The 24,724-nt window shown below is 66.4% G+C and carries 26 protein-coding genes; 10 read left to right on the top strand and 16 right to left on the bottom strand.

Annotation, left to right across the window (positions count from 1 at the left end; genetic code table 11):
- Positions 1-196 precede the first annotated feature (196 nt).
- The 7 genes from purQ to O3305_RS05905 form a co-directional block, all read right to left on the bottom strand.
- Positions 197-862: a phosphoribosylformylglycinamidine synthase subunit PurQ gene (gene purQ, locus O3305_RS05935; RefSeq protein WP_269575558.1), complete on the bottom strand. Its 666-nt coding sequence runs from the start codon at positions 860-862 to the stop codon at positions 197-199.
- Positions 859-1,089, bottom strand: a complete 231-nt coding sequence (purS, locus tag O3305_RS05930; protein WP_184165456.1) for a phosphoribosylformylglycinamidine synthase subunit PurS — start codon at positions 1,087-1,089, stop codon at positions 859-861. Before purS ends, purQ begins: the two co-directional genes overlap by 4 nt.
- A gap of 166 nt (positions 1,090-1,255) precedes the next feature.
- Positions 1,256-2,035 (bottom strand): phosphoribosylaminoimidazolesuccinocarboxamide synthase, encoded by a 780-nt coding sequence (gene purC / locus O3305_RS05925; RefSeq protein ID WP_184165459.1) that lies wholly within the window; start codon positions 2,033-2,035, stop codon positions 1,256-1,258.
- 104 nt (positions 2,036-2,139) lie between these two features.
- Entirely contained in the window at positions 2,140-3,108 is a 969-nt protein-coding gene (locus O3305_RS05920) for a DUF4349 domain-containing protein (RefSeq protein WP_269575557.1), read from the bottom strand.
- Between the two features lie 198 nt (positions 3,109-3,306).
- The gene (locus tag O3305_RS05915) at positions 3,307-4,188 is read right to left on the bottom strand and encodes a DUF4349 domain-containing protein (RefSeq protein WP_269575556.1); all 882 of its coding nucleotides are present in this window, start codon (positions 4,186-4,188) and stop codon (positions 3,307-3,309) included.
- A 411-nt stretch (positions 4,189-4,599) separates the two neighbouring features.
- Complete coding sequence (locus tag O3305_RS05910) at positions 4,600-5,517, bottom strand: hypothetical protein (protein WP_269575555.1); 918 nt, start codon at positions 5,515-5,517, stop codon at positions 4,600-4,602.
- Positions 5,518-5,690: 173 nt separating this feature from the next.
- Positions 5,691-6,011: a UrcA family protein gene (locus O3305_RS05905; protein WP_269575554.1), complete on the bottom strand. Its 321-nt coding sequence runs from the start codon at positions 6,009-6,011 to the stop codon at positions 5,691-5,693.
- A gap of 115 nt (positions 6,012-6,126) precedes the next feature.
- Between O3305_RS05905 and O3305_RS05900 the strand changes: the two genes are divergently transcribed.
- Positions 6,127-7,062 (top strand): LysR substrate-binding domain-containing protein, encoded by a 936-nt coding sequence (locus tag O3305_RS05900; protein WP_269575553.1) that lies wholly within the window; start codon positions 6,127-6,129, stop codon positions 7,060-7,062.
- A gap of 89 nt (positions 7,063-7,151) precedes the next feature.
- Here O3305_RS05900 and O3305_RS05895 read toward each other — a convergent pair whose 3' ends face one another.
- Together O3305_RS05895 and O3305_RS05890 are read right to left on the bottom strand one after the other, a co-directional pair.
- Positions 7,152-7,763, bottom strand: a complete 612-nt coding sequence (locus O3305_RS05895; protein WP_269576467.1) for an outer membrane protein — start codon at positions 7,761-7,763, stop codon at positions 7,152-7,154.
- Positions 7,764-7,924: 161 nt separating this feature from the next.
- Positions 7,925-8,185, bottom strand: coding sequence for a hypothetical protein (locus O3305_RS05890; protein WP_269575552.1), 261 nt, complete (start codon positions 8,183-8,185; stop codon positions 7,925-7,927).
- 425 nt (positions 8,186-8,610) lie between these two features.
- On the opposite strand from O3305_RS05890, the gene parC reads away from it, so the two are divergent.
- Together parC and O3305_RS05880 are read left to right on the top strand one after the other, a co-directional pair.
- The gene (parC, locus tag O3305_RS05885; RefSeq protein WP_269575551.1) at positions 8,611-10,851 is read left to right on the top strand and encodes a DNA topoisomerase IV subunit A; all 2,241 of its coding nucleotides are present in this window, start codon (positions 8,611-8,613) and stop codon (positions 10,849-10,851) included.
- A 160-nt stretch (positions 10,852-11,011) separates the two neighbouring features.
- The gene (locus tag O3305_RS05880; protein ID WP_269576466.1) at positions 11,012-12,628 is read left to right on the top strand and encodes a putative bifunctional diguanylate cyclase/phosphodiesterase; all 1,617 of its coding nucleotides are present in this window, start codon (positions 11,012-11,014) and stop codon (positions 12,626-12,628) included.
- Here O3305_RS05880 and O3305_RS05875 read toward each other — a convergent pair.
- The 4 genes from O3305_RS05875 to O3305_RS05860 all read right to left on the bottom strand — a co-directional run bounded on the left by O3305_RS05875 (position 12,601) and on the right by O3305_RS05860 (position 15,735).
- Complete coding sequence (locus tag O3305_RS05875; protein ID WP_269575550.1) at positions 12,601-13,788, bottom strand: CCA tRNA nucleotidyltransferase; 1,188 nt, start codon at positions 13,786-13,788, stop codon at positions 12,601-12,603. The two genes, O3305_RS05880 and O3305_RS05875, sit on opposite strands and share 28 nt — an antisense overlap.
- Positions 13,776-14,366: a CoA pyrophosphatase gene (locus O3305_RS05870; RefSeq protein ID WP_446746022.1), complete on the bottom strand. Its 591-nt coding sequence runs from the start codon at positions 14,364-14,366 to the stop codon at positions 13,776-13,778. Before O3305_RS05870 ends, O3305_RS05875 begins: the two co-directional genes overlap by 13 nt.
- Positions 14,363-14,929 (bottom strand): DUF1285 domain-containing protein, encoded by a 567-nt coding sequence (locus tag O3305_RS05865; protein WP_269575549.1) that lies wholly within the window; start codon positions 14,927-14,929, stop codon positions 14,363-14,365. The genes O3305_RS05870 and O3305_RS05865 overlap by 4 nt, the downstream gene beginning before the upstream one ends.
- 284 nt (positions 14,930-15,213) lie before the next feature.
- Complete coding sequence (locus O3305_RS05860; RefSeq protein ID WP_269575548.1) at positions 15,214-15,735, bottom strand: GNAT family N-acetyltransferase; 522 nt, start codon at positions 15,733-15,735, stop codon at positions 15,214-15,216.
- Positions 15,736-15,914: 179 nt separating this feature from the next.
- On the opposite strand from O3305_RS05860, the gene O3305_RS05855 reads away from it, so the two are divergent.
- The gene (locus O3305_RS05855) at positions 15,915-16,286 is read left to right on the top strand and encodes a dihydroneopterin aldolase (protein ID WP_184165498.1); all 372 of its coding nucleotides are present in this window, start codon (positions 15,915-15,917) and stop codon (positions 16,284-16,286) included.
- Between the two features lie 87 nt (positions 16,287-16,373).
- Here O3305_RS05855 and O3305_RS05850 read toward each other — a convergent pair whose 3' ends face one another.
- A complete protein-coding gene (locus tag O3305_RS05850; protein WP_260396027.1) occupies positions 16,374-17,210 on the bottom strand; it encodes a hypothetical protein in 837 nt (278 codons plus the stop codon).
- Between the two features lie 230 nt (positions 17,211-17,440).
- Here O3305_RS05850 and O3305_RS05845 point away from each other — a divergent pair, with 230 nt between their 5' ends.
- The 5 genes from O3305_RS05845 to O3305_RS05825 all read left to right on the top strand — a co-directional run bounded on the left by O3305_RS05845 (position 17,441) and on the right by O3305_RS05825 (position 20,552).
- A complete protein-coding gene (locus tag O3305_RS05845; protein WP_184165500.1) occupies positions 17,441-18,115 on the top strand; it encodes an energy transducer TonB in 675 nt (224 codons plus the stop codon).
- Between the two features lie 88 nt (positions 18,116-18,203).
- A complete protein-coding gene (locus O3305_RS05840; protein WP_184165503.1) occupies positions 18,204-18,965 on the top strand; it encodes a MotA/TolQ/ExbB proton channel family protein in 762 nt (253 codons plus the stop codon).
- A 98-nt stretch (positions 18,966-19,063) separates the two neighbouring features.
- Positions 19,064-19,546 (top strand): ExbD/TolR family protein, encoded by a 483-nt coding sequence (locus O3305_RS05835; protein WP_269575547.1) that lies wholly within the window; start codon positions 19,064-19,066, stop codon positions 19,544-19,546.
- 31 nt (positions 19,547-19,577) lie between these two features.
- Complete coding sequence (locus O3305_RS05830) at positions 19,578-20,000, top strand: ExbD/TolR family protein (RefSeq protein ID WP_184168252.1); 423 nt, start codon at positions 19,578-19,580, stop codon at positions 19,998-20,000.
- Positions 20,001-20,186: 186 nt separating this feature from the next.
- Positions 20,187-20,552 (top strand): tetratricopeptide repeat protein, encoded by a 366-nt coding sequence (locus tag O3305_RS05825; RefSeq protein WP_269575546.1) that lies wholly within the window; start codon positions 20,187-20,189, stop codon positions 20,550-20,552.
- A 114-nt stretch (positions 20,553-20,666) separates the two neighbouring features.
- Here O3305_RS05825 and dcd read toward each other — a convergent pair whose 3' ends face one another.
- Positions 20,667-21,218, bottom strand: a complete 552-nt coding sequence (gene dcd / locus O3305_RS05820; RefSeq protein WP_184165512.1) for a dCTP deaminase — start codon at positions 21,216-21,218, stop codon at positions 20,667-20,669.
- 97 nt (positions 21,219-21,315) lie between these two features.
- Between dcd and O3305_RS05815 the strand changes: the two genes are divergently transcribed.
- Positions 21,316-23,862 (top strand): glycosyl hydrolase 115 family protein, encoded by a 2,547-nt coding sequence (locus O3305_RS05815; protein ID WP_269575545.1) that lies wholly within the window; start codon positions 21,316-21,318, stop codon positions 23,860-23,862.
- 468 nt (positions 23,863-24,330) lie between these two features.
- On the opposite strand, the gene O3305_RS05810 is transcribed toward O3305_RS05815, so the two are convergent.
- Positions 24,331-24,699: a VOC family protein gene (locus O3305_RS05810; RefSeq protein ID WP_269575544.1), complete on the bottom strand. Its 369-nt coding sequence runs from the start codon at positions 24,697-24,699 to the stop codon at positions 24,331-24,333.
- Between the last annotated feature and the right edge of the window lie 25 nt (positions 24,700-24,724).

Genomic DNA, 24,724 nt, shown 5'->3' with positions numbered 1-24,724 from the left:
GGGATGGGGGTTCAGTCCGCTGTTCGGTGCGTGACTTGACCGCTTCAGTGCGCGGCGCCGGAATTGCCTCCGCGGCTCCCACGCGCATCCGGCCGGGAAGACCCGGGAGCACAAGCGGCGAGGCATGGGAGCGCTGGCCCCCGGGCTTTCGCCGGGGAGCGGGGCGTCGTCCGGATTGGAGACCCGGAGGTGCGGCTTACGCCACGGCCTCGAGCAGGCCCTCGAACAGGCGGCGGCCGTCGGTGCCGCCATGCGCGGCTTCGATGCGGCGCTCGGGATGCGGCATCATGCCGAGCACATTGCCGGCCTTGTTGAGCACGCCGGCGATGTTGCGGGCCGAGCCGTTGATGTCGGCGGCATAGCGGAAGGCGACCCGGCCTTCGCCCTCGATCCGGTCGAGCGTCTCGGCATCGGCGAAATAGTTGCCGTCGTGATGCGCCACCGGGATCGTGATCTGCTCGCCCGAGCGATAGCCCGAGGTGAAGATCGACTGCGAATTGTCGACCGTCAGCGGCACGTCGCGGCAGACGAAGTTGAGGCCCGAGTTGCGCATCAGCGCGCCGGGCAGCAGCCCGGTCTCGGTGAGGACCTGGAAGCCGTTGCAGATGCCGATCACCGGCATGCCCTTGTCGGCTGCCTCGATCACGGCCTTCACCACCGGCGAGCGCGCGGCGATGGCGCCGCAGCGGAGATAGTCGCCGTACGAGAAGCCGCCGGGCAGGGCGATCAGGCCGATACCCTGGGGCAGCTCGGTCTCGCCGTGCCACACCATGGCGGGCTTCACGCCCGTCACCGCTTCCAGCGCGACTGCGATGTCGCGATCGCAGTTGGAGCCCGGAAAGACGATGACCGCGGTCTTCACAGCTTTTCCACCCGGTAGTTTTCGATGACGGTGTTGGCGAGCAGCTTGCGGCACATCTCGTCGATGGCCTCGTCGCTGGTGCCGTCTGCGAGCACGAGCTCGAAGATCTTGCCGGCGCGGACGTCTTCGACGCCGTCAAAGCCGAGGCCGCCAAGGGCGTGCTGGATGGCCTTGCCCTGGGGGTCGAGCACGCCGTTCTTCAAGGTGACGATGATGCGGAGCTTCATGGGCAGCGCCTATGGCCTCGTCCGTTCGTCGCTGCAAGGCGAAAGCGTGTCTTTTTAGACAGCTTCCCCGGCGAAAGCCGGGCCCCGGGGCCGAAGGCGACGGACATGGAAACCCTGGGCCCCGGCTTTCGCCGGGGACCAGCAGTTTCCAGTAGTGGAGGAAGGCTTACTTGCCCCGGCGCTTCCGGTGGCTTTCGAGGTCGAGCACGGCCGAGTCCTCGCCTTCCGGGAACAGGCCCAGGCGGCGTGCGACTTCCTGATAGGCTTCGACTTCGCCGCCCAGGTCGCGGCGGAAGCGATCCTTGTCGAGCTTCTCGCCGGTGGTCATGTCCCACAGGCGGCAGCCGTCCGGGCTGATCTCGTCGGCCAGGATGATGCGCGAATAGTCGTTGTCCCAGATCCGGCCGAACTCGAGCTTGAAGTCGACCAGGCGGATGCCGATGCCGGCGAACAGGCCCGAGAGGAAGTCGTTCACGCGGATGGCCATGTCGGCCATGTCGTGCAGCTCTTCCTGGCTCGCCCAGCCGAAGCAGAGGATATGCTCGTCGGTGACCAGCGGATCGCCGAGCGCATCGTCCTTGTAGTAATATTCGATGATCGTGCGCGGCAGCGGGGTGCCTTCCTCGATGCCGAGCTTCTTCGCCAGGCTGCCGGCGACGACGTTGCGCACCACGACTTCGATCGGGACGATCTCGACCTGGCGGATCAGCTGCTCGCGCATGTTGAGGCGGCGGATGAAGTGAGTCGGGATGCCGATGCCGGCGAGCAGCGTGAAGACGTGCTCGGAGATCCGGTTGTTGAGGACGCCCTTGCCGTTGATCGTGCCCTTTTTCTGGGCATTGAAGGCGGTCGCGTCGTCCTTGAAATACTGGATCAGCGTGCCGGGTTCGGGACCCTCGTAGAGGATCTTTGCCTTACCTTCGTAGATCTGCCGGCGGCGTGCCATCGGGTGCGTTTTCCCCTGGAAAGTCATTGCCCCGGCGGCGCGGGGAATCCGCGAGCCTGCCGGGGCGAGAGGCGGCCTATAACGAAACGGGGGTGCGCGCGCAATCATGCATCCTCGTTAACGGGACCCAATCCGGCATGGCGCCAGCGGCGCAGCAGCGGGCGGGCGGTGAACAGCGCCAGCGCGGCGAGCAGCGCCCAGGGCGCGAGGTAGATGACGAGCAGCAACAGGGTACGCCCGGTGCCGGTCACCGCGGCGCCGGACTGGGCGATCGCGTCGCCGACCTGGCCGAAAAAGCCCTGCCGCGTCGGCGCCGCCACCGGTGCGGTGACCGGGGCATAGCTGATCGAGAAGTCCGAATAGGCGACGCGGCGGCGCAGCGCGCCGAGCCAGCCCTTTGCCTGGTCCAGCTCCTCCTGCGCCTGGGCGACGCTGCGCTCGGCCTCGACCAGCTCGCCGACCTTGCCCTGGCGGCCGCGCAGCATGTCGGTGAGTCGCGCGACCAGGATCTCGCGCTGGCGCAGGCGCGCGTCGGTATCGACCAGATCCTTGGAGACGTCCTCCGCCGAGATCTGGGTATCGACCGCGCGGCCGCCGGCCTTGCCCACCGCGGCGGTGAGGTCGGTCGAGACCTGCTGGGCGATCACGCTGGCGACGCGCAGCTTGAGATGCGCGCTCTGGGTGCCGTCATCGCCGCTCGCGCGCTGCATCGCGACGAGCTGGCAGCGCGGGCCGAGCCGGTTGCACAGGTCGATATGCGCCTGCTGCGCACCGGCGATCGCCGCGGCGGGCAGGCGATAGCCCAGGGTGAAGCTGTACGCGATCTGCGGCACCGCGACCGGGATGGCAGCGGCGCCGACGCCGTCGCCGGTCGGTTCGACCGCCGGGGCTGGGGCGGGATAGTTGTAGCTCATGTTCATTGCCGGGGCGGGCGATCCCGAGCGATCCAGTAGTGCCGGCCGGGCCGGCGATTCCGCGACATCATAGGTATTGAGCGTCACGCGGCGCGACGTCGAGTTCAGCAATATCGCGCAGGTGATCGCCACCAGCAGCGCCGCCAATCCCCCGCTCACGACAAGGACCCGTCGCTTCGGCCTGAGCATCGCATCTCCCCTCTATTGTTAAATGATATAACATCACATAATCGGGGCAAAAACAAGCGGGGCAGTTTTCGCTGCCCCGCTTGCCTCCCTAGAAACCCTGTCGAGACCTGGTGGTTCGGTCGGGCCGTGCCGGTTGAGAACCGGCCGTTTCCGCCGGGTCGGGCCGCGTCAGGCCGCTTCGGCGGGCTTGGCGCGCTTGCGGCGAACCAGCAGCACTACCGGAATGGCGAGCAGCACCCAGGGGAGCAGATAGATCGCCAGCGTCAACAGCGCGCGGACGCCGATCAGGAAGCTGGCGAAGGAGCCCTGGCCCGCCTCGGTGAGCTGCCCGGCGACGCTGCCGGAGTTGGTTGCCGGCGCGATCGCCGAATAGCGGATCTCGAAGTCCGACATCGCGACCCGGCCCTGCAGCTCGCTCAGCCAGCCCTTGGCCTGGTCGAGCTCTTCCTGCGCCGAGGCGACGCTGCGCTCGGCCTCGACAAGTTCAGAGACCTTGCCCGAGCGGGTGCGCAGCACTTCGGTCAGCCGCGCCACGAGCAGCTCGCGCTGGGCGATCCGCGCCTTGGTATCGACGATCTGCTTGGAGACGTCGTCGGTGGCGACCTTGGTCCCCGTCGCGCGGCCGCCCGCATCGCCCGCGACCTTGCCCAGTGCGTCGGAGAAACGATGCGCTTCGCTGGTGACGACGCGCAGCTTCGTCAGGGCGTCGCCGGATTTGTCCTGGCTGTCGTCACGCTCGAAGGCGAGCAGCTGGCAGCGCGCCGGACCCATGTCCTCGCACAGCCGGCGGTGCGCATCCTGAACCGAGGCGAGCCGGTCGCCGGGCAGGAGGTAGCCGAGCGAATAGCTGTAGGCGAGCTGGGGCAGGCTGACCTTCACCTTCTCGGCCTGATCCTGCTTGCCGGCGCCCTTGGCGTCGCTCGCCGGCGCGTCCGCCGACTCGAACATCTGGGCGGCACTGTCGTCCGCGCGGGTGGTCTGGCTGTTCTCGGCAGCCGAACAAGCCGCCAGGGTGCCGGCCAGCAGAAGCACTGGAACAAGACGCTTCATAATCCCTCCTTGCCACAATCTGGCCATAATCCATCATAGGGGTGGGATTTATGTCAAGACACAATTTAGCCTTAATTTGGGCGAGATTGTGGCGAGTGGTGCGCTGGCGTGGGTTTCGGCTCTGGAGTGGGAGCGAAGGAATGCGTCCCACGTCACCCCCGCGCAGGCGGGGGCTCCAGGGTTTACGAGGGTGTCGCTTAGTGACTCTGGATCCCTGCCTGCGCGGGGATGACGGGAATAGGGGAAGGGCTTGCGCCGAGCCTTGGGGCCTGTCGGCAGTCAGGCGGAAATTCGAAGCTGTTCCCCGGCGAAGGCCGGGGCCCAGGGTCACAAGCGGAACGGCAGAGAAACCCTGGGCCCCGGCTTTCGCCGGGGAGCGTAGAGGTCTGGGAGCAGGAGGGGCGCTACCCCCTAGGCGTGATGATCCTCTTCGTCGCGGGAGAACCAGCGCTGGATCAGGTTGCGATTGTCGGCACGGGGGCGGGTGTCGTGCCCGTCATGGCCGTCATGATAGCCGTCGTCATAGCCTTCCGCGCGGCGCGGTTCGGGATCGGAGCCGATCGCGCGGCCATGGATGATCCAGCGCAGCACCAGCACCACCGCGAGCATCAGCAGGCACCACGGCCCGATGCTGGCGAGCAGCTGGACGAGCTGGGCGACCGAATTCTCGAGCGTCTGCCCCGCGGTCTGGAAATTCGCCTCGGACGAGCCGAGCCCGCTCAGCGCGCCGCTCGATTCATAGGTGAACAGCATCGGCACATTGGCGAGGGTCTGGCCCTGGCTGGCCTCGACCTCGGCGATCACCGCCAGCGCGTTCTGCAGCCGGGCCGCGCGCGCCTGGGCGTCGGGCGTGGTGCTCGACCTGGCATTCTGGAGCTGGTCCTGCAGCCGCTTGACCACCGCCACGCTGCGCGCGGTCGCGGTCGAGTCGGCGCCGGTGATCTCGGTATCGGTCAGCACGCCATAGGAAGCGGCGACATTCTTGGTGACCGCATCGCCGAACTGGCGCGCGATCGAGGGATCGATGCGTACGGTGAGCACCGCGCGGGTCTTGTTCCCGTCGTCCACCCGGTAGCGCATCGCCAGGATGCGGCAGCGCGCCGGGCCGATCCGGTCGCAGGCATCGGCATTGGACTGGAGGACGCCCTTCACCTTGGCGCCGGGCAGGCGATAGGCATAGCGATAGTCGAAGCCGGTGCCGGTGGAGGCGAATGCCTCGGCATTGGCGGACGATGCGAAGTCCGACTTGTCCTTGCCGTCCGCGGAGCGATTGATGTCATCGCAGCCCGCGAGCAGCGCGAACGCCGCCAGTGCCCAAACGAATCGCATGGGTTCCTCCCTGTTCCTTCACGAAGGAGTAACCATAATTTCGTGACAGGCCCAACCCGCCTGGATCGCGCCGGTCATCCCTTTTCGGGATCGCGCCGATCGATATCAGCAATGCTTATGGGTGGCGGGCGGCGTTGCACTGCCGCCCGCCTCTTCGTGTTCCGAGGGATCAATCAGGGAACAGCGGAGATCCGGACCGGCGCCGCGCTGCGCGCCACCGCCTGCTCGCGCGCCGTGGCGATCGCGCGCCGGGCCTCGGCCTGGCAGCGCAGCGATTCCGGCGCGGGATTGATGAAGCCGGGGCGCACCTTGCCGCAGACTTCGTCGAGCGCGCGGGCAATCCGGCGGTCGAGCGCCTTGCGATCGGCGGCACGGGAAAGGTCGAGATCGGCGTAGCTGACACGCGCGATATTGGTGCGGTCCTGCGCCTTCGCGGCCAGCGGGATCAGCGCCGGGGAAAGGATCAGGGCGAGCGGGATGAGCATCTTCAGCATGGCTTGGTTCCTTTGGATGCGCGCCATGTTCGGCACCCCCTCCATCTGCGCCCGAAGCCGCGCCGGGACCAACTAATCCTTGGCCAACAGGCATAAGCTGTGCTTGTATATGGAAATGCGCCGCCTTCCGCCTCTCGCCGCCGTTCGCGTCTTCGAAGCCGCCGCGCGCCACGGCAATTACACGCGTGCCGCCGAGGAACTGGGCATGACCCAGGCTGCAGTGAGCTATCAGATGAAGCTGCTCGAGGAGCGGCTGGGCGTGGCGCTGTTCGCACGCAGCGGCCGCGGCATCGCGCTCACCGAGGTCGGACAGCGGATCGCGCCCCAGCTCACCGGCGCGTTCGATGCGATGGGCAAGGCCTTCGCATCGATCCATGCCGAGACCGAGAGCGTGATCAGCATCACCGCGCCGCGCACGCTCGCCACCAACTGGCTGGCGAGCCGCCTGGGCTCGTTCCAGCTCGCCCGGCCCGACCTGGCGGTGCGCCTCCATGTCGGCGACGAGATGATCGACCTGCTCGCCGGCGAGGCGGATATCGCGCTGCGCGGCGCGCCCGGGCCGATGCCGGGCCATTGCTGCCACTTCCTGATGCGGATGCCGGTCACGCCGATGGCCAGCCCGGCTTTCCTGGCCAAGCATCCGCCGGTGCGCACGCCGCAGGACCTGCTCGAGCTGCCGCGGCTTACCTATCGCGACGATTGGTGGGACTTGTGGTTCGCGGCCGCGCTGGGCGAGGCGCCCGATACCAGCCAGATGCCCGGGCTGCGCTTCGATTCGCAGATCCTCGACGGCAATGCCGCGATCGCGGGGCACGGCTTCGCGATCCTCAGCCCGCCTTTATGGCAGCCGGCGATCGATGCCGGCCAGCTCGTCCAGCCGCTGCCGCAGGTGGCGCATTACCGCAATGCCTTCTGGCTGATGTATGCCGAGAGCAAGCGCAACCAGCCCAAGATCCGCGCCTTTCGCGACTGGCTGCTGGCCGAAGTGAAGCTCTCGCTGCGCGACGATCGCTGGGGGGCGGGGGTGCCGCCCGAGGGGGTGCAGGCCTGACGCTTTCAGTTCCCGGGCGAAGGCCGGGGAACCGCTTGCTGACGGAACAGGGGGACGGGGACAAGCCGTCCCCCTGCCGGCGTCACGCCTTAGAAGCGCACGCCGATGCCGGTGAGCAGCTGGTGGCGATCGTTCTTGAGGTTCCCGACATCGCTGTAGCTGGTGTAGCGATATTCGGCCTTGGCATAGACGTTCGAGGTGAGCTTCTGCTCAAGGCCTGCGCCGAGCCGCAGTCCGTCGGACTTCCTGTCGAAGGACGGGCCGGCGCTGCTCGCGATATTGTAGCTCTGGCTGGCCCAGCCGACCTTGCCGTAGATCAGCGTCTTCGGGCTCAGCGCATAACCAAGGCGGCCGGAGACATCGATGTCGCGGCCGGCGCTGACCTTGTAGCTGTTGGGGTCGCCGGGCGGGAAGGGGCCGACCTTGGTGTTGCCGGCGACCATCCAGCCGATACCGGCTTCCACGCCGAGCGTGACACGCTTGCCGACCGCTACGTCGAATCCCGCGGCGCCGCCGGCACGCATGCCGGTCAGTTCCTGGCCGGCAATAGCGTCATCGCCGCTCTGGTCGAGGCCGATCGTTGCTTCGACGCGCGGGCCGGCAAAGGCCTTGGCCGGCGCCTGTTCGGTTTCCTGAGCAAAGGCAGTGTTCGCGCCGGCGAGGCAAGTCGCGGCGGCGAGTATCAGGATCGAGTTACGCATGTTGCTCACTTTCGTTCAAATTCCCCTGTGTTTCGGGGACGGAACGACGATGATGATCCCGCAATGATCCGTGAGAATTTGTAATGCTGCGGTGAGATTTTGCGAGAAAATGCGAAATGCGGCAGGGTTCGTGTTTTAATACTGACTCTATTGTGGCGATTTCAGGATTTTATGGCGGATTTGCCTTTTTTTATTGCTGCGGCGGAGGGCGATTTATGCAGCCGCCCTCCGCCGCGCGCGCCCCGGATATCCATCCCGAGCTCTTCCTCGTTGGTCTGGTCATAGCCGATCGTGGCTTCGATGCGGGGGGCGGTGAAGGGATTCCGGCCGGTGTCCCGGGGTTCGGCGCTGTCCTGGGCGGCGGCGGTGGAGGCGCCGAAGGCAGTGAGGGCGAGGGCAGTGAGCAGGAGGGGCTTGCGCATGGAATATCCTTGTTCTGGAGCGACGTCCCGCGTCTGGCCCGAACACGGAGGTGCTTCCGGTCGCCCGCAGAAACCTGCGACCAGGGTCGACCGGCATGCGACCGGGGCCGCCCGCGCCTGGTGCATGCGGAGCGAAATAGATTGTGCCGCGGGCTGGAAAAGTTGGAAATGTTCTGCTTTGGTTCCGGAATGCCTGTCTGCTCCGAACCCTGGCTTCGATCATCGGCTTCGTTGCCGCTCCCGCGTGTGCGTGGGGATTCAAGGGATTCAACATTTTTTGGCGAGGGATTCGGCAAAAGCGTGGAAAATTCGTGGTTTAGGGATTCAACCAATCGGTTGAGCATCGAAATGCCCGACGACATGGTTGAATGTCGCCGCCACCCGGCTTGGCGCTTTGGCTTTGCTGCTGCTATCCGGGGTGGGAAATGAGCCTAGACACCGATCTCCAAGACCCCGGCGCGCCTTCCGATGTCCCCTTCGACAGCGCGCTTTCCGAGCGCTACCTGGTCTATGCGCTCTCGACGATTACTGCGCGCTCGCTGCCCGATGTCCGCGACGGGCTGAAGCCGGTCCACCGCCGCCTGCTCTGGGCGATGCGGTTGCTGCGGCTCGATCCCGCGAGTGGCTACAAGAAGTGCGCCCGCGTCGTCGGCGACGTGATCGGTAAATACCATCCGCACGGCGATCAGTCGGTCTATGACGCGATGGTCCGCCTCGCCCAGACCTTTGCTCTCAGATACCCGCTGGTCGACGGCCAGGGCAATTTCGGCAATATCGACGGCGATAACGCTGCGGCCTATCGCTACACCGAGGCACGGCTCACCCAGGTCGCCATCGACCTGATGGATGGGCTCGACGAGAATGCCGTCGATTTCCGCCCCACGTACAACGGGGAAGACGAGGAGCCGGAGCTTTTCCCGGGCCTGTTCCCGAATCTGCTCGCCAATGGCGCCGCCGGCATCGCCGTCGGCATGGCGACGAGCATCCCGCCGCACAACGCTGCCGAGCTGATGAATGCCGCGGTGGCGCTGATCGACAATCCCCAGGCGAACGTCCTCGACTATGTCCAGGGCCCGGATTTCCCGACCGGCGGCATCATCGTCGATAGCCCGGCGGCGATCGCCGAGGCCTATAATACCGGCCGCGGCGGCTTCCGGGTGCGGGCGAAGATCGAGAAGGTCACCGAGAAGGGCGGGGGCTGGCACCTTGTCGTCTCGGAGATCCCCTACGGCGTCCAGAAGGGCAAGCTGATCGAGGGGATCGCCGATCTCATCAACGAGAAGAAGCTGCCGATCCTTGGCGATGTCCGCGACGAGAGTGCCGAGGATATCCGCATCGTGCTCGAGCCGCGCAGCCGCACGGTGGTGGCCGAGGACCTGATCAACAGCCTCTACCGCCTCTCGGACCTCGAGACGCGCGTGCCGCTCAACCTCAACGTGCTCGACAAGCATCGCACCCCGCGGGTGATGAGCCTGCAGGAAGCCTTGCTCGGCTGGATCGAGCACCAGTTCGTGGTGCTGCGCCGCAAGTCCGAGCACCGCGTCGCGAAGATCACCGACCGGCTGGAGCTGGTCGGCGGCTATATCATCGCCTTCCTCAACCTCGACCGGGTGATCGAGATCATCCGCACCGAGGATGAGCCCAAGCCGGTGATGATGGCCGAGTTCGAGCTGACCGACCGCCAGGCCGAAGCGATCCTCAACATGCGTCTGCGCTCCTTGCGCAAGCTCGAGGAGATGGAGCTCAAGCGCGAGCGTGACGCGCTGGAGAAGGAAAAGGCCGATCTGGAGACGCTGCTCTCCTCCGATGCGCGCCAGCGCACCCGGATGAAGCGCGACCTTGCCAAGATGATCGAGCGCTACGGGACGGAGACGGTGCTCGGCAAGCGCCGCACCGTGGTCGAGGAAGCCGCCCCGGCGCGCGAGATCCCGCTGGAAGCAATGATCGAGCGCGAGCCGATCACGGTGATCCTGTCGGCGCGCGGCTGGATCCGCGCGATGAAGGGGCATGTCGAGGATCTGTCGGGCGAAGCGCTGAAGTTCAAGGAAGGCGATGCTGCCTATCTCGCCTTCCATGCCCAGACCACCGACAAGCTGCTCCTCGCCGCCGATAATGGCCGTTTCTACACGCTGGGCGCGGACAAGCTGCCCGGCGGGCGCGGGTTCGGCGAGCCGGTGCGGCTGATGATCGACCTGGAAGGCGAGCGGAACATCGTTGCGCTGCTGCCGTCCAGCCTCGCACCGAAGCTGCTGGTCGCCGCCGATGACGGGCGCGGCTTCGTCGTGAAGGTCGAGGATGTGATCGCCGAGACCCGCAAGGGCAAGCAGGTGGTGACGCCGCGTGCGGGTGCGCATCTCAAGCTGGTCCGGCCGATCGGGGCCGAGGACGATGCGGTGGCGGCGGTTGGCGACAATCGCAAGCTGCTGGTCTTCCCGCTCTCCGAAGTGGCGGAGCTTGGGCGCGGCCAGGGCGTTCAGTTGCAGCGCTACCGCGACGGTGGCCTGAGCGACGTGCGGACGTTCAGGATGGTCGATGGCCTGAGCTGGGCGATGGGCGGCGAGAGCGGCCGGACGCGGACGGAAAGCGACCTCTCGCCCTGGCGCGCTACACGCGGCGCGGCGGGGCGGATGGCGCCCAATGGCTTCCCGCGGGACAATCGTTTCTGACCCGCGGATAAAAGTCTGTTGTTTCAGGTGGTTTTAACCAATCGGGGCTAGGCCGGTCACGATGGTGTTCGCCAGAGCAAAGAAGAAACGAGTCGAGGCACCGCTGCCCCCGCCGCAGCCGGCGGACCCGCTTGTCTTCGGCCCGGGCGTCTCCGCGATGATGCTGGACATGCTGCCCGTGCCCGCGGCGATCATCGAATTGCAGGAAGACGGCTTCGTCTTCGACGCGGTCAACCGCCCGTTCCGCCTCGCCGGGCTCGGCACCATCGCCAGCGAGTCGCCGCTGATTCGGCTGCTCGGTCCGCGGCTCAAGAAGTTCGTCGAATCGAACGAGATGCAGTGCGAGATCGGCTGGCAGTTCGGCGACGAAGTCGATGCCCGCCACTTCCGGGTCATCATGGCCAAGCGTGCCGACCGTCGCTCCGCGCCGCGCTGCATGGTCACGCTGATCGACCACACTTCGGAACTGCGCACCGAATACAGCCTGCGCCGCGAGATGGCGACGGACAGCCTGACCGGCCTGCCCAACCGCGCCGGGTTCTCCGACGCGCTCGAGCATGCGATCACGCCGGAGAATGCCCGTGATTTCGCGGTGCTGGTGGTCAATCTCGACCGGTTCAGCCGCGTCAACGCCTGCATGGGCGGCCTGGCCGGCGACGAGCTGCTCATCACCGTGGCACGCCGGGTCAAGGGCGCGCTGCGCAGCCGCGACACGCTGGCCCGGATGGGCGGCGACGAGTTCGGCGTGCTGCTGACCCTCGACGAGGGGCCGGGCGACGCGCTCCATGTCGCCAAGCGCATCCAGGCGGCGCTGGCCAACCCGTTCCGCCTCTCCGACTTCGAGATCCGGGTCGATTGCTCGATCGGCATCGCGCTCGGCGCCGACAATGACGGCGATCCCGAGGATCTGGTGCGCAACGCCCAGTTCGCCGTGAAGCGCGCCAAGAAGAGCGGCCGCACCGAGATCTACCAGACCCACACCTTCGACATCGCCCGCGAGCAGTTCGGCATCGAGACCGAGTTGCGCCGGGCGATCGAGAACGGGCAGATGACGCTGTGCTACCAGCCGATCTGCGACCTCGCGAGCGGCCGGATCACGTCGTTCGAGGCGCTGGCCCGCTGGACGACCGAGGACGGCGTCCGCCTGTCGCCCAATGATTTCATCCCTGTCGCCGAGGAATCGGGCCTGATCATCCCGCTCGGCCGCTGGGCGATGGAAGAGGCGGCGCAGACCATCGCGGCCTGGGACCGTACCGCGGGCGGCGATTGCGGCGTCAAGGTCGCGGTCAACCTCTCGGCGATCCAGCTCCAGCGCGATCACATCCCGGCAATGGTCAAGAACGCGCTCGACCGGCACGGCGTGGACGGCAGGCGCCTGACGCTGGAGCTTACCGAGAGCGCGATCGTCACCGATCCGGACCGCATCGCCCAGACGATGAACGCGCTGAAGGACCTCGGCGCCACGCTGGCGATGGATGATTTCGGCACCGGCTATTCGAACCTCGCCTATCTCCAGAAGCTGCCGATCGACCTGCTCAAGATCGACCGCAGCTTCGTCTCCGGGATGCTGGCCGATCGCGACAAGGTCGCCATCGTCCGCGCGATCCTCAGCCTTGCCCAGGCCCTGGGCATGCAGACCACGGCCGAGGGCATCGAGACCAACGAACTGGCCCAGACGCTGGCGGCGCTGGGCTGCACCTATGGCCAGGGCTTCCTCTATTCGCGCGCGCTCGAGCGCGACGATGCCTATCAGTTGCTGACCGAACGCAACGCCTGAGCCACGGCTTCATCGGCCAGCGCCGATACGCGCTGCTCGTCCGGAAAGCCCTCGTCTATCCAGCGCCGCTCAACTTCCTTCATCAGCCGCGCCACTTCCGGCCCGGCCTTCACCCCCCGTGAGACGATCGCACCGCCGCCCAGCGGGAAACGGGGCGGCTGCCAGTCGCGGATTCCCAGCGCATCGGCGAGGGGACGATCGGACAGCAGCAACTGGTCGAGCGCCGTCACGACGCCCGTACGATAGGCCAGGGGGCGGGGCTCGTCTTCTGGCGCAATCACTGCCGCGGCCAGGCGCTTGCGCTGGACGTTGGACAGCTTGAGCCGGGCAGCGATCAGTTCGGCAAGCATGGGGTCGGCCGGGATCAGCGATGCCAGGCGTCGGATCGCGCTTGGTGCGACTCCAGCTTCGGTCTCGCGCGCGGCGAGGTGGGCGAAACGATTGGCGGACGTGATTTCCGGCAGCACCGACAGGAAGATGCCGCGCTCGATCATCAGCGCCACGACACGGACCGCGTCCCTGGCGACGAGCAGCTTGAGCAGTTCATCGGCGATGCGTTCTCGGCTGAGTGCCATCAGGTCGTTGGCGCGATCGGTGCAGGCCTCCAGCCCGGCCGGGTCGGCGATGTCGCCGAAGCGCGCGAGGAAGCGGAAGAAGCGCAGGATGCGCAGATGATCCTCGGCGATGCGCTGGAGCGGATCGCCGATGAAGCGGACATGGCGTGCCTCGAGGTCCGCCAGCCCGCCGAAATAGTCGAAGATCGCGCCGGTAGCGGGATCGGCATAGAGCGCGTTCATCGTGAAATCGCGCCGGGCGGCGTCCTCGCGCCAGTCATCGGTGAAGGCGACCGTGGCGCGGCGGCCATCGGTGGAGACGTCCCGGCGCAGCGTGGTGACTTCGACCGGACCGCTCTCCAGCACCACGGTGACGGTGCCATGGTCGATGCCGGTAGGCACGACGCGAATGCCCGCGGCCTTCAGCAGCTCGATCACGCGCTGGGGCGACAAGGGGGTCGCGACGTCGAGATCGGAGACGGGCAGGCCAAGCAGGGTGTCGCGCACCGAGCCGCCGACGAAACGGGCGTCGCCCAGCACGTCGATCAGCCGGTCCAGCCCCTCGCGGTGGCGCCATTCGGCATCGGGCAGGATCATGCCGCCCATTTCAGCCGCCTCGACAAATTTACCAGCATCGCCGCCGTTGCTCCCCAGATCCGGCGATCCTGCCAGAGTATCTCGTAATAATGCCGATCCCGGCCCTGATATTGCGTCACCTGCTGGCGTTGATTGGCGCTGTCGAGCAGGAAATCGAACGGCACCTCGAACACGCTGGCGACCTCGGCCTCGGAAGGGGTCAGGAGGAGATCGGGCGGAACGACGCCGATCACCGGGGTGACGACATAGTTGGTGACGGTGCGATAGTCGTCGGTAGTGCCGACCACTTCGACCAGGGCAGGTGGCAGCGCGATCTCTTCCTGCGCCTCGCGCAGCGCCGCGCCGATCGGGCCGTCATCGCCGGGGTCGATGCGACCGCCGGGAAAGGCGACCTGGCCCGCATGGCGGCGCAGCGTCTCGGTGCGCTGGGTGAGGATCACGCCCGGCGAAGGGCGATCCGTCACCGCGATCAGCACTGCTGCAGGATTGCCGCGCACTTCGGGATCGAAATCATAATGGTCGCCCGGCAGCAGCAGCGGCGAATGATCGGCCGCGAGCGCCAGCCGGAGACGATCGGCCAGGTTCACGCAGCTGGCTCCAGCGGGAAGAAGCTGCCATTGCTCCACACGCCCGGCGGCGCGCTGCCATTGGCGAGCGCGATCTCGGCAAGCTCGTAATAGACGGTGCGCGCGACCAGCGCCTCCAGCCCGCGACGGACATGGAGATAGGGCCGGGGGCCGTCCTCGCGTTCCTCGAAGCGCAGGCCATGCTCGGGGCCGGCGGTCACCAGGTCGCCGGTGTTGAGCCGGAAGGCGAGCTTCATCGCTTCGCCTTCGCCCTCGCGCTTCATCTCCACGGCAACAAAGGGCGCGTCCTCGACATCGATGTCGAGCTTCTCGACCGGGGTGACCAGCACGAACCGCCCGTCGGGCTCATGCCGCAGGATCGTCGAGAACAGCCGGACCATCGGCAGGCGGCCGATCGGCGAGCCCTGGTGGAACCAGGTGCCGTCGCGCGCGATCCGCATATCGCTGTGCCCGCAATGGCTGGGGTTCCAGCTCTCGACCGGGGGCAGGCGATTCTCCTCGGCCAGGCGTGCGATCTCGGCGAGCGAGAGGCTGGCGAAGTCGGGCGGGGGCGGAGAGGGCATCGATTCGCCTCAATCGGCAGCGCGGCCGGGGCCGCGGAAGTTTACGAAACATACGCTACAGGTGGCCCGGCTTCCCGGCCCCGAACGGCTCTGAGAACGAAGGAGGCGAGGGAAAGGCTGCGTGCGATCGGCCATGCCGGGGACCCAAGCAGACAAAATCCAACATGGGAAGCGGCGACATGGCTTTTCCCCGGCGAAAGCCGGGGCCCAGGGTCGCGAGCGATATGGCAGAGAAGCCCCGGGCCCCGGCTTCCGCCGGGAACCGGTTTCGATCAGATCAGCGTTCAGGCCGCCCGTCGAAGACGAGCCCCGACCATGCCCGGGCCGACGGGGACGCCAGCACCTCTCGCCAGAAGGCGACGCGGCTCGAACGGGCCGGGTAGACGCCAGCCAGACGTCTTCTCCGCGGTGAAATCGAAGAAGCGGCCATAATATTCGGGGTCGCCGATCAGCATCAGCGCATCGGCGCCCGGCAGCGACGAAGCCTCGGCAGCTTCCAGCATGCGCTCCATCAGCATCCGGCCGATGCCGCCCTGCTGGCGATCGGGCTGCACGGCGACGGGGCCAACCATCACCATCGGCACGCTGCCGCTGCCATCGCATTCGAGCGCGACCGGCCAGGCCTGGATCGAGCCGAGCAGGCTGCCGTCGTCGCCGACCGCGGCGAAGCTGAGCTCGGGAATCTCGGAAGTGCCAAGGCGAACCCTGTAGGCAGTGCGCGCACGTCGGCCCGGACCAAAAGCACGGTCGAGCAAGGTCTCGACGGCCTGAGGATCCACGGTTCCGAGCGGCAGCAATGCGATCACTTCATACATTCCTTTCATAACGCCGAGCACGGACTCGGGGCCGCGCGAGATAGCGACGATCAGCGCTTTCGCAATACTGAATATAACGCAGCCGCTCCGCCGCAGGAGGGGCGGGGTTTCGCGAGCGCGTGCATCTGCTATGGGCCGCGGCCTGTTTCCCCTGAAAAGGCCCAGGCCACTTGTCCGATTCCCTGCAGCTCCAGGTGCACGACCTGGAAGTCGAAGTCCTCACCGGCGTCTATTCGGAAGAGACGCATCTGCCGCAGCCGCTGCGCATCTCGGTGACGGTGGACATCGACATGCCCGAGCGCTTCGAGCCGGATACGCCGCTAAAGGCGTCCAAGAACTATATGGACGTGAAGCACGCGGCGACCGACGGGCTGCCCAAGGACGTGCACTTCACGCTGGTGGAAGCGGTGGCCGAGCATATCTGCGACACGCTGTTCGTCGGCGATCCGCGCGTGCGCCGGGTCGAGGTGCGAATCATCAAGCTGGCGATCGCCGAGCAGGGCGAATCGATCGGGATCACGCTGGTGCGCGGACGGAAATAACCGTCATCCCCGGCGAAAGCCGGGATCTAAGGCCAGGAGCGTGCGCCGGCCGCACGAGACCCCGGCTTTCGCCGGGGCTCGGTTACATCAAGCACATTGTCCCAGCGAGCGCAGGACGAACTGATAGTCCTCGCGCGCCTTGGCGGCGTTCTGGGCGTCGTCCGACTCGACCGCTTCCGCCGGCAGGGTGCGCGGCAGGCCGCAGGCCAGGCGATACCAGAGGAAGGTATTCGCCCGCGGCGCGCCGGCCGATTCGTCGACAATGTCCCCCAATGAAACACTCCAGCGCGTCGTCTCGCCCGGGCGGCGGAGAATCTGGAGCGACACCGGCGCACCGCTGGCGGTCTGCAGGAAGACCTGGGTCTCGCCCTCGCCGGGAAGGCTCCCGGGCACGTGGAAGGCATTGCCGACCCCGGTGATGGCAGGCGGTGCATCGGCGGCCAGCGCGTCCCTGGTGATCGCGCGAACCTGCGCATCAAGCTCGGGCAACCAGTTCATCTGGCTCTGCAATCCGGTGAGCTGCACCATCGCCGGGCGGCCCGGCACGGTGCGGGCGAAGAGCAGCACGCGCTGCTTGGCGAGCTTGGGCGGCTTGCCCTTGGCGTTGAGGGGCACGTCCGCGGTGTAGGTAATGCGCGACGCCATGGCCTGAGTGCCCCGAATCAGGGCGGAAACATCGGCTTCGACCAGGAATCGGGTCATCCCGGGGGCCAGGCCGGGCGATTCCTCGGCCTTGAGGCGATCCGCCTTGCGGATGCGCGCATCGATGATCAGCGGAGCACTGGTAACCTGCCGCGCCAAGGTGGCATAGCTGGGTAAAACAGGGCCGGTTTGTGCCTGCATTTGCTGGGGTTTAGCGGCTGCACCTAAGGATGCGGTCAGCGCAATCGCGCAATAAAATATGGCGGGAAAGGTTCGGTTCATGCCGTTCGGGTTACCGGATTGTGGCTCGGCTATACAGAAATAATTCTGTCATTGGGCGATTGTACGCCCCGATTGTCCGACAAAGGGTTTGCGTCCTCCGGGTGCGCGCGATAGAGACTCGCCCGCTGCCGACTAGGACGCATATAGCGCACGGCGGGCAGGCATGTGCACGGGTCGCAAATCCGCCGCACAGGACTGCATGTCAGGGATTAGAGGAGTGACGTTGCCGAATGGCTTACGCTGACCGTAATACAAGTGGCAGCCGTGTAATCGCGATCGTCATGGTCGCGGTCATCGTGGCTGGCATGGGATATGCCTTCGTCACTGGCCTAGCATATCAGTACATCAAGAAGCAGGCGGAGAAGCTGAACACGTTCGACGTGCAGGAGCCGCCGCCCCCGCCGGAGGAAGTGCCGCCGCCGCCGCCGCCGCCAGATACGCCCGTTCCGCCGCCGCCCACCCAGATCGTGGTGCCGCCGGCTCAGGTTCCGGTGCCGACTCAGGCGCCGCCGATTCCGACGACGTCGGTTATTCCGCCGCCTCCGCCGATCACCCCGCCGGCTCCGCCCGCGCAGCCGGCTCCGCCGCAGCCGCCGGCTCCGCCGCGGATCGCAAAGAAGCTGTCCCCGCGCGGTTCGCCGCAGAGCTGGGTTACGGACGATGACTATCCTGCCTCCGCGCTCCGCGCCGAGCAGGCCGGTACCGTGCGTTTCCGTCTCGACGTGGACGCTTCGGGCAAGGTTACCAATTGCACCGTCACCGGCTCGAGCGGCGTGTCCGTCCTCGACAGCACGGCCTGCAATCTCCTCAAGCGCCGCGCCCGGTTCAACCCGGCCGAGGACGAGGGTGGCAACAAGATCCCGGCACCGTATAACGGCAGCTTCACCTGGAAGATTCCGAGCTAGGCCGTGTGATTTGGATGGCGCGCGCCGATCCGGTGCGCGCCGGATTTGGAAACAAAAAGCGCTATTTAGTTAGAGGAAAGAACCGACAATGCTCACCACCATTCTCGCCGCTGCGGCGCCCAAGGAAAATCCGTACGGCCTGATTCCCGCGCTCCGTGAGGGCGGCCTGATCTCGCAGACGGTGTTCGGCATCCTCGTGCTGATGCTCTTCTTCTCGCTCTACATCCTGTTCACCAAGCTGTTCGAGCAGCAGAAGATCCTCAACCAGGCGAAGCGCGTCCGCGCCGGCTTCTGGAACGCCAACAGCCTGCGCGAAGGCGCCGCGAAGCTCGAGAAGAACTCGGCCTATCGCCAGCTGGTCGACGACGGCCTGGCTGCTCAGGAGCAGCACTCGAAGCTGACCGATCCGGTCGAAGCCCATGACTGGCTGCACGGTTCGCTCGCTCGCTCGGAAGACCTGATCAACTCGCAGCTGAAGAGCGGCCTGTCGTTCCTCGCTACCGTGGGTTCGACCGCTCCGTTCATCGGCCTGTTCGGTACCGTTATCGGCATCATCCGCGCACTCGTGAAGATCGGTGCGGCTGGCCAGGCGTCGATCGACGCGGTCGCCGGTCCGGTCGGTGAAGCGCTGATCATGACCGCCGTCGGTCTCGCCGTCGCCGTTCCGGCCGTGCTGGCCTTCAACTGGCTGCAGGCTCGCAACAAGAAGATCAACGAGAGCCTGAACGCGTTCTCGAACGATCTGCTCGGCTACCTGGCTTCGGACGGCCGCGTGCGCCCGACCGCTGCCAAGGCTGCTCCGGCCAAGGCCGCTCCGGCCGCGACCACCAGCACCGCGCCGCGCGCCTAAGCGATCTGGAATATACGGGCCGCGCTCCCTCCCGGGTGCGCGGCCCTCTCCAGCCCCTCGGGGCAGGGGATTGGATTAGAAGAATAGGATAGCGCGCAATGGCGATGAGCGTAGGAGGGGGTGGCGGTGATGACGCCCCCATGTCGGACATCAATACCACGCCGCTCGTCGACGTGATGCTGGTGCTCCTCATCATCTTCCTGATCACGGTTCCGGTCGTGATCCAGACGGTGAAGCTGGAGCTGCCGAAGGTCCAGTTCGAGCCGACGACCACCAAGCCCGAGAACGTCTCGCTCTCGGTCACGGCCAATGGCGGCAAGTGTGAAGTGTTCTGGGGCATGACCCCGGTGACCAGCCAGGAGCTGGTCGAGCGTGGCGCGAAGAAGCTGCGGGCCGAGATCGACAAGCAGGGCGGCATCAACGCTGCCGGCCTCGAGCTCCCCGAAGTGCACATCCGCGGCGACGTGAACACGCCGTACCGCTGCATCGGTGGCACGATCTATGCCATGCAGATGGCCGGGTTCGCCAAGGTCGGCTTCATCTCTGAACCGCCCGCCGGTTCGGCCACGGTTCGTCTCTGACGGCCGGCTCAAAGGAGTTTAGACTATGGGTATGAGCGTGGGCGGCGGCGGTGACGACGGCCCGATGATGGAAATCAACACGACGCCGCTGATCGACGTCATGTTGGTGCTCCTCATCATGATCATCATGACGATCCCGATTCAGACGCATGCCGTGAAGGTCGACCTTCCGCAGAACAGCAACAACACGGCGCCGATCGTCGAAGCGACCAAGAACAAGGTCTATATCGACGCGCAGGGCCAGGTGTTCTGGAACAGCATGCCGGTTGATGATGTGACGCTGCGTCAGTATCTCGACCAGTCGCTGCAGATGTCGCCGGAGCCGGAGCTGCACTTCCAGCCCGATCCGCAGACGCCGTACGACGTTGTCGACCGCATTCTCGCGATCATCAAGCGCGCGAATGTGACCAAGCTCGGCTTCGTCGGCAACGAGCAGTATCGCAACGACTTCTGATCCGCTGCCCCTCGGGGCCTGGATCCGGAAACAGGAAAGGCGGTCCTTCGGGGCCGCCTTTTCTTTTGCCCCGTATATCTACGGATCGGCGCAAATGCGCTTGCAGGGTAGTCATGGAAGTGTAACACTATTGTCTTCAAAGAGTCATGGAAGTGTCTCCGTGGCGTAACAGAAGGAGTAGGAGTTATGCGCACCGCGCTCATTGTCCTTGCAGCCGCCCCGTTCGCGCTCGCCGCGCTGCCCGCGCAGGCCCAGCGCCCGGACGGGGACCCTGTAGCAAGTACTGCCATCCAGCATGGCCAATATGCCCAGGCAGAGCGCCAGCTCACCGCCCAGCTGCGCCAGAATCCAGGCGCGCCCGAGCTTCTGCTCAACCTTGCCGCCATCTATGCCGAGACCGGCCGCGCCACCGAAGCCCGCGATCTCTATCGCCAGGTGCTCGCGCAGCGGAATTTCGAGATGGACCTGCCCGGTGACCGGCAGTCGACTTCCTACGCCGTCGCCAACAAAGGCCTCCAGCGCGTCAATGCGCTCCAGTTGACTTCGCGCTAAGGCGCGAACCAGAGTCGGCGACCGCGCATCCCTCTCGCGCGGTCGGCGGCGACAGCCCGGGGGGCTGACAGGCGCCGGCCCATCCCGGCGCCTTTTCCATTTCAGGTCAGAAGCTTAGAGCCGAGGCAGGGTAACGCCGCGCTGGCCCATATATTTGCCTGCGCGATCGGCATAGCTGGTCTCGCAAGGCTGATCGCCCTTGAGGAACAGGAATTGGCAGGCGCCTTCGTTCGCATAGATCTTGGCGGGCAGCGGCGTCGTGTTCGAGAATTCGAGTGTCACATGGCCTTCCCATTCGGGCTCGAGCGGGGTGACGTTCACGATGATCCCGCAGCGCGCATAGGTCGATTTGCCCAGGCAAATCACCAGCGTGTCGCGTGGGATGCGGAAATACTCCACCGTCCGGGCCAGCGCGAAGCTGTTGGGCGGGATGATGCAGACATCGGTCTTGCGGTCGACGAAGCTGTTCGCCGCGAAGTCCTTGGGGTCCACCACTGCCGAATCGACATTGGTGAAGATCTTGAATTCGTCGGCGACGCGCGCGTCATAGCCATAGGAAGAGAGGCCGTAGCTGATGCAGCCCTCGCGGCGCTGCGCCTCGACAAAGGGCTCGATCATCCCGGTGGTTTGGGCCTGTTCGCGAATCCAGCGGTCTGAAAGGATCATGCGCCCGGTTTTGCCGGAAGCGAGCGGCGGGGCAAGTCCCTGTTGCCCGATTGCGATCGGGTGCGCATAACGCAGACAAATAGATACGGGAGAGGGTATGCGCGGATTGGTGGCGGCTGCACTGGCTGCGACGGTGGCTTCGATGCCGGCGCTGGCCTGTGAAGGTGCGGTGACGGTTTGCCCGACGGCCGCCGGGACGAGCTTTGCGCTGATCTCGGGCGGCGAGCCCGCGACCGTGCTGGTCGATCCGGCCGCGGACCCTGCGGTGCGCCATGCCGCTAAGGGGTTTGCCGGCGATCTCGCGCGTGTGAGCGGCACCAGGGCCGCGCCGCGGCTGGGGCAGCCTGGTGCAGTCGGCGCGGTGGTGATGATCGGTGTGCTCGGACAGAGCCCGATGATCGACGCGCTGGTCCGCGACGGCAAGATCAAGGCGCCGGACCTTGCCGGCGAGTGGGAGGCGTTCCGCCAGATCGTGGTCGACAATCCCGCGCCGGGCGTGACGCGCGCGCTGGTGATTGTCGGCTCGGATCGCCGTGGCGCGGTCTATGGCGCCTATGACCTGTCCGAGAAGATCGGCGTGTCGCCCTGGCACTGGTTCGCAGACGTGCCGGTGGCGAAGCGCGCGAACGTCTACCTCACTGCCGGATCGCGCCGCGACCAGCCCAAGGTGCGCTATCGCGGCTTCTTCATCAACGACGAGGCTCCGGCCTTCTCCACGTGGGCGCAGAGAAAATTTGGCGGTGCAAACGCAAAGGCTTATGCGCATATCTTCGAGCTCGAGCTCAGGCTGAAGGGCAATTATCTGTGGCCGGCGATGTGGGCGCCGCGCGCCTTCAACGACGATGATCCGCAAAACAAGATCCTCGCCGACGAGATGGGCATCGTCATGGGCACCTCGCACCACGAGCCGATGACGCGCGCGCAGGACGAATGGCACCGGAACACCGCCGGCGGGGTGACCGGGGGGAAGTGGGACTATACGACCAACGCCGCCAATCTGCGCGCCTTCTGGCGGGGCGGGATCGAGCGGATGATGTCGAAGGGGGACGGCAAGGGCTATGAGAGCCTGGTGACCGTCGGCATGCGCGGCGATGGCGACGAGCCGATGGCGGAGGGCACCGCGACCAGGCTGCTGGAGGGCATCGTCGCCGACCAGCGCGGGATCATCGCCGAAGTGACCGGCAAGCCGGCCGACAGGACGCCGCAGGTCTGGGCGCTCTACAAGGAGGTGCAGGATTATTACGACCACGGCATGCAGGTGCCGGACGATGTCATCCTGCTGTTCGCCGACGACAATTGGGGGCAGGTGCGGCGGCTTCCCGATCCCGGCAGCGCCCCGCGCAAGGGTGGGTACGGGGTCTATTACCACTTCGATTATGTCGGTGGTCCCCGCAACTACAAGTGGTTGAACACCAACCAGATCGAGAAGAGCTGGCAGCAGATGGACCTGGCCTGGCAGCGTGGTGCCAGGGCGCTGTGGATCGTCAATGTCGGCGATTTGAAGCCGATGGAATATCCGCTGAGCTTCTTCATGAAGCAGGCCTGGAACCCCGAGGCGATGACCCCGGAGGCGCTGGCCGCCTATCCCGCGCAATGGGCCGCGGAGCAGTTCGGGGCGGGGCGGGGCAAGGCGATCGGGGCGTTGCTGACGCGCTATTCCCAGCTTGCCGCGCGGCGGAAGCCGGAGCTGATCGATGCCGGGAGCTTTGGGCCGGCGGAGTTCGGGGCGATGGTTGCCGAATGGGACCAGCTGGAGAAAGCCATGCTGGCCGAAAAATTGCGCGTCGGGCCGCAGGGGAGGGATTCGTACTTCCAGCTGGTCGAACACCCGATCGCGGCCATGGCGAACCTGTACCGGCTCTACTACGCGGTCGCCCGCAACCGCAGCCTCGCCGCCGCCAACGACCCGCGCGCCAACGACTATGCCGACCAGGCCGAGCAATTCTTCGCCCGCGACCAGCAGCTGAGCGACCGCTACCACGCGATCGCCGGCGGCAAATGGGACGGGATGATGCTCCAGACCCATATCGGCTACACCAACTGGCAGCAGCCCGAGAAACAGGTGATGCCCGAAGTGAAGCGGGTGACCGGCGGCCCGCGCATCACCGCGATCGACCTGCACAAGGTCGGGACCGACGCCGCGACGATCGAGGCGGGCGACTATGCCCGCGCGGTGGGCGGCAAGGGACTGGCCTGGCGCACGATCCCGCACCTGGGACGCACCAAGGGCACGGTGCTGGCACTGCCCCAGGGCCAGCCGGCAACGACGCCCGAGGACGGCGTGCGGCTGGAATACGCGGTCACCGCCCGCAAGCCGGGCCCGCTGGCCGTGCAGCTGATCCTGGTGCCGACGCTCGGCACCGGCGCGGACGGCAAGCTGCGCATCGGCGTGTCGATCGACGATGGCCCGGTGCAGCTGCTGAGCGACCTGCTCACTCCGGCACCCAACGCCGCCGACAGCCAGCCCAAGCGCGACTGGAACCGCGCGGTGGAGGACAATGCCCGCACGCTCACCGCGCGCTTCCCGGGCATCGCCGCGGGCAGGCATGTGCTCAAGGTCTGGCGGATCGACGACAATGTCGTGCTCCAGCGGATCGTGGTGGGCACCGGCGAGCTGCCGGGGAGCTATCTGGGCGGGCGGTAAGGTTCGCCAACGAAGTCAAGGAGCGGCCGCGGTCGCACGCGGGCCGCGTGAACCAAGCAGGTGAAATCCTACATTTCAAGGGTGCCTGATTGGTGGGTTGAGTGGTGAGGGAGGGATTATCTTTCCGTCGTCATCCCCGCGAAGGCGGGGATCCATTGGCGCTGTGGGCAATTGGGACCCACTTCGGTCAGCCAGAATGGATCCCCGCCTTCGCGGGGATGACGGAGTGGGGCGGGGATGACGGAGTGGGGCGGGGATGACGGAGTGGGGCGGGGATGACGGGGTGGGGTGGCGATGACGAAGGGCGCGCAGACGATGTTAGGGAGCAGATGACGTTGGAGGGCACAGGCGTCCTGATCGGGCGCATTGCAACTGGGCCCCGGCCTTCGCCGGGGAACTGAAGCGGGGGGTGCCGGAGGGCGCCGGCAGGCGAAGGCCTGCTTCCCCCGGTATCGCCGGATCGCGGCCTTACCCCTGCACCACGTGCCACAGCTCGCCGCAGGGGCCGAACACATAGGCGAGGGTGAGGCCCCAGGGCATCAGCGCGGGGGGCTTGGGCTCGGCGACGCCGAACTGGCCGGGCAGGTCTAGCGACTGGATATGCGCCCACCAGGCGTCGAGATCCTTGACGATGAGCTGCATCATGAAATTGTCGCCCCAGCCCTGATGATAATAGTCCTGGAGCAGGAAGCTGCCGGAATCGCAGGCGAAACCGGCCACGCCGCCCGCTTCGAAAGTCAGCTCGAAGCCGAGCGCCTGGTAAAAGCGCTTGGAGAGGGCGAAATCCTTGCCGCCGGGGACGAAGGGGCGGATCGTGGTGGTCGCGAGAGTCGTCATGCGCGCAACATCCCGATCCGGGGCG

Origin of the sequence: Sphingomonas sp. NIBR02145, from assembly GCF_027359115.1 — a bacterium.
Lineage (GTDB): Bacteria > Pseudomonadota > Alphaproteobacteria > Sphingomonadales > Sphingomonadaceae > Sphingomonas > Sphingomonas kyeonggiensis_A.
The sequence above is the reverse complement of the archived record's forward strand: the minus strand, read 5'-3'. Positions and strand labels throughout refer to the sequence as shown.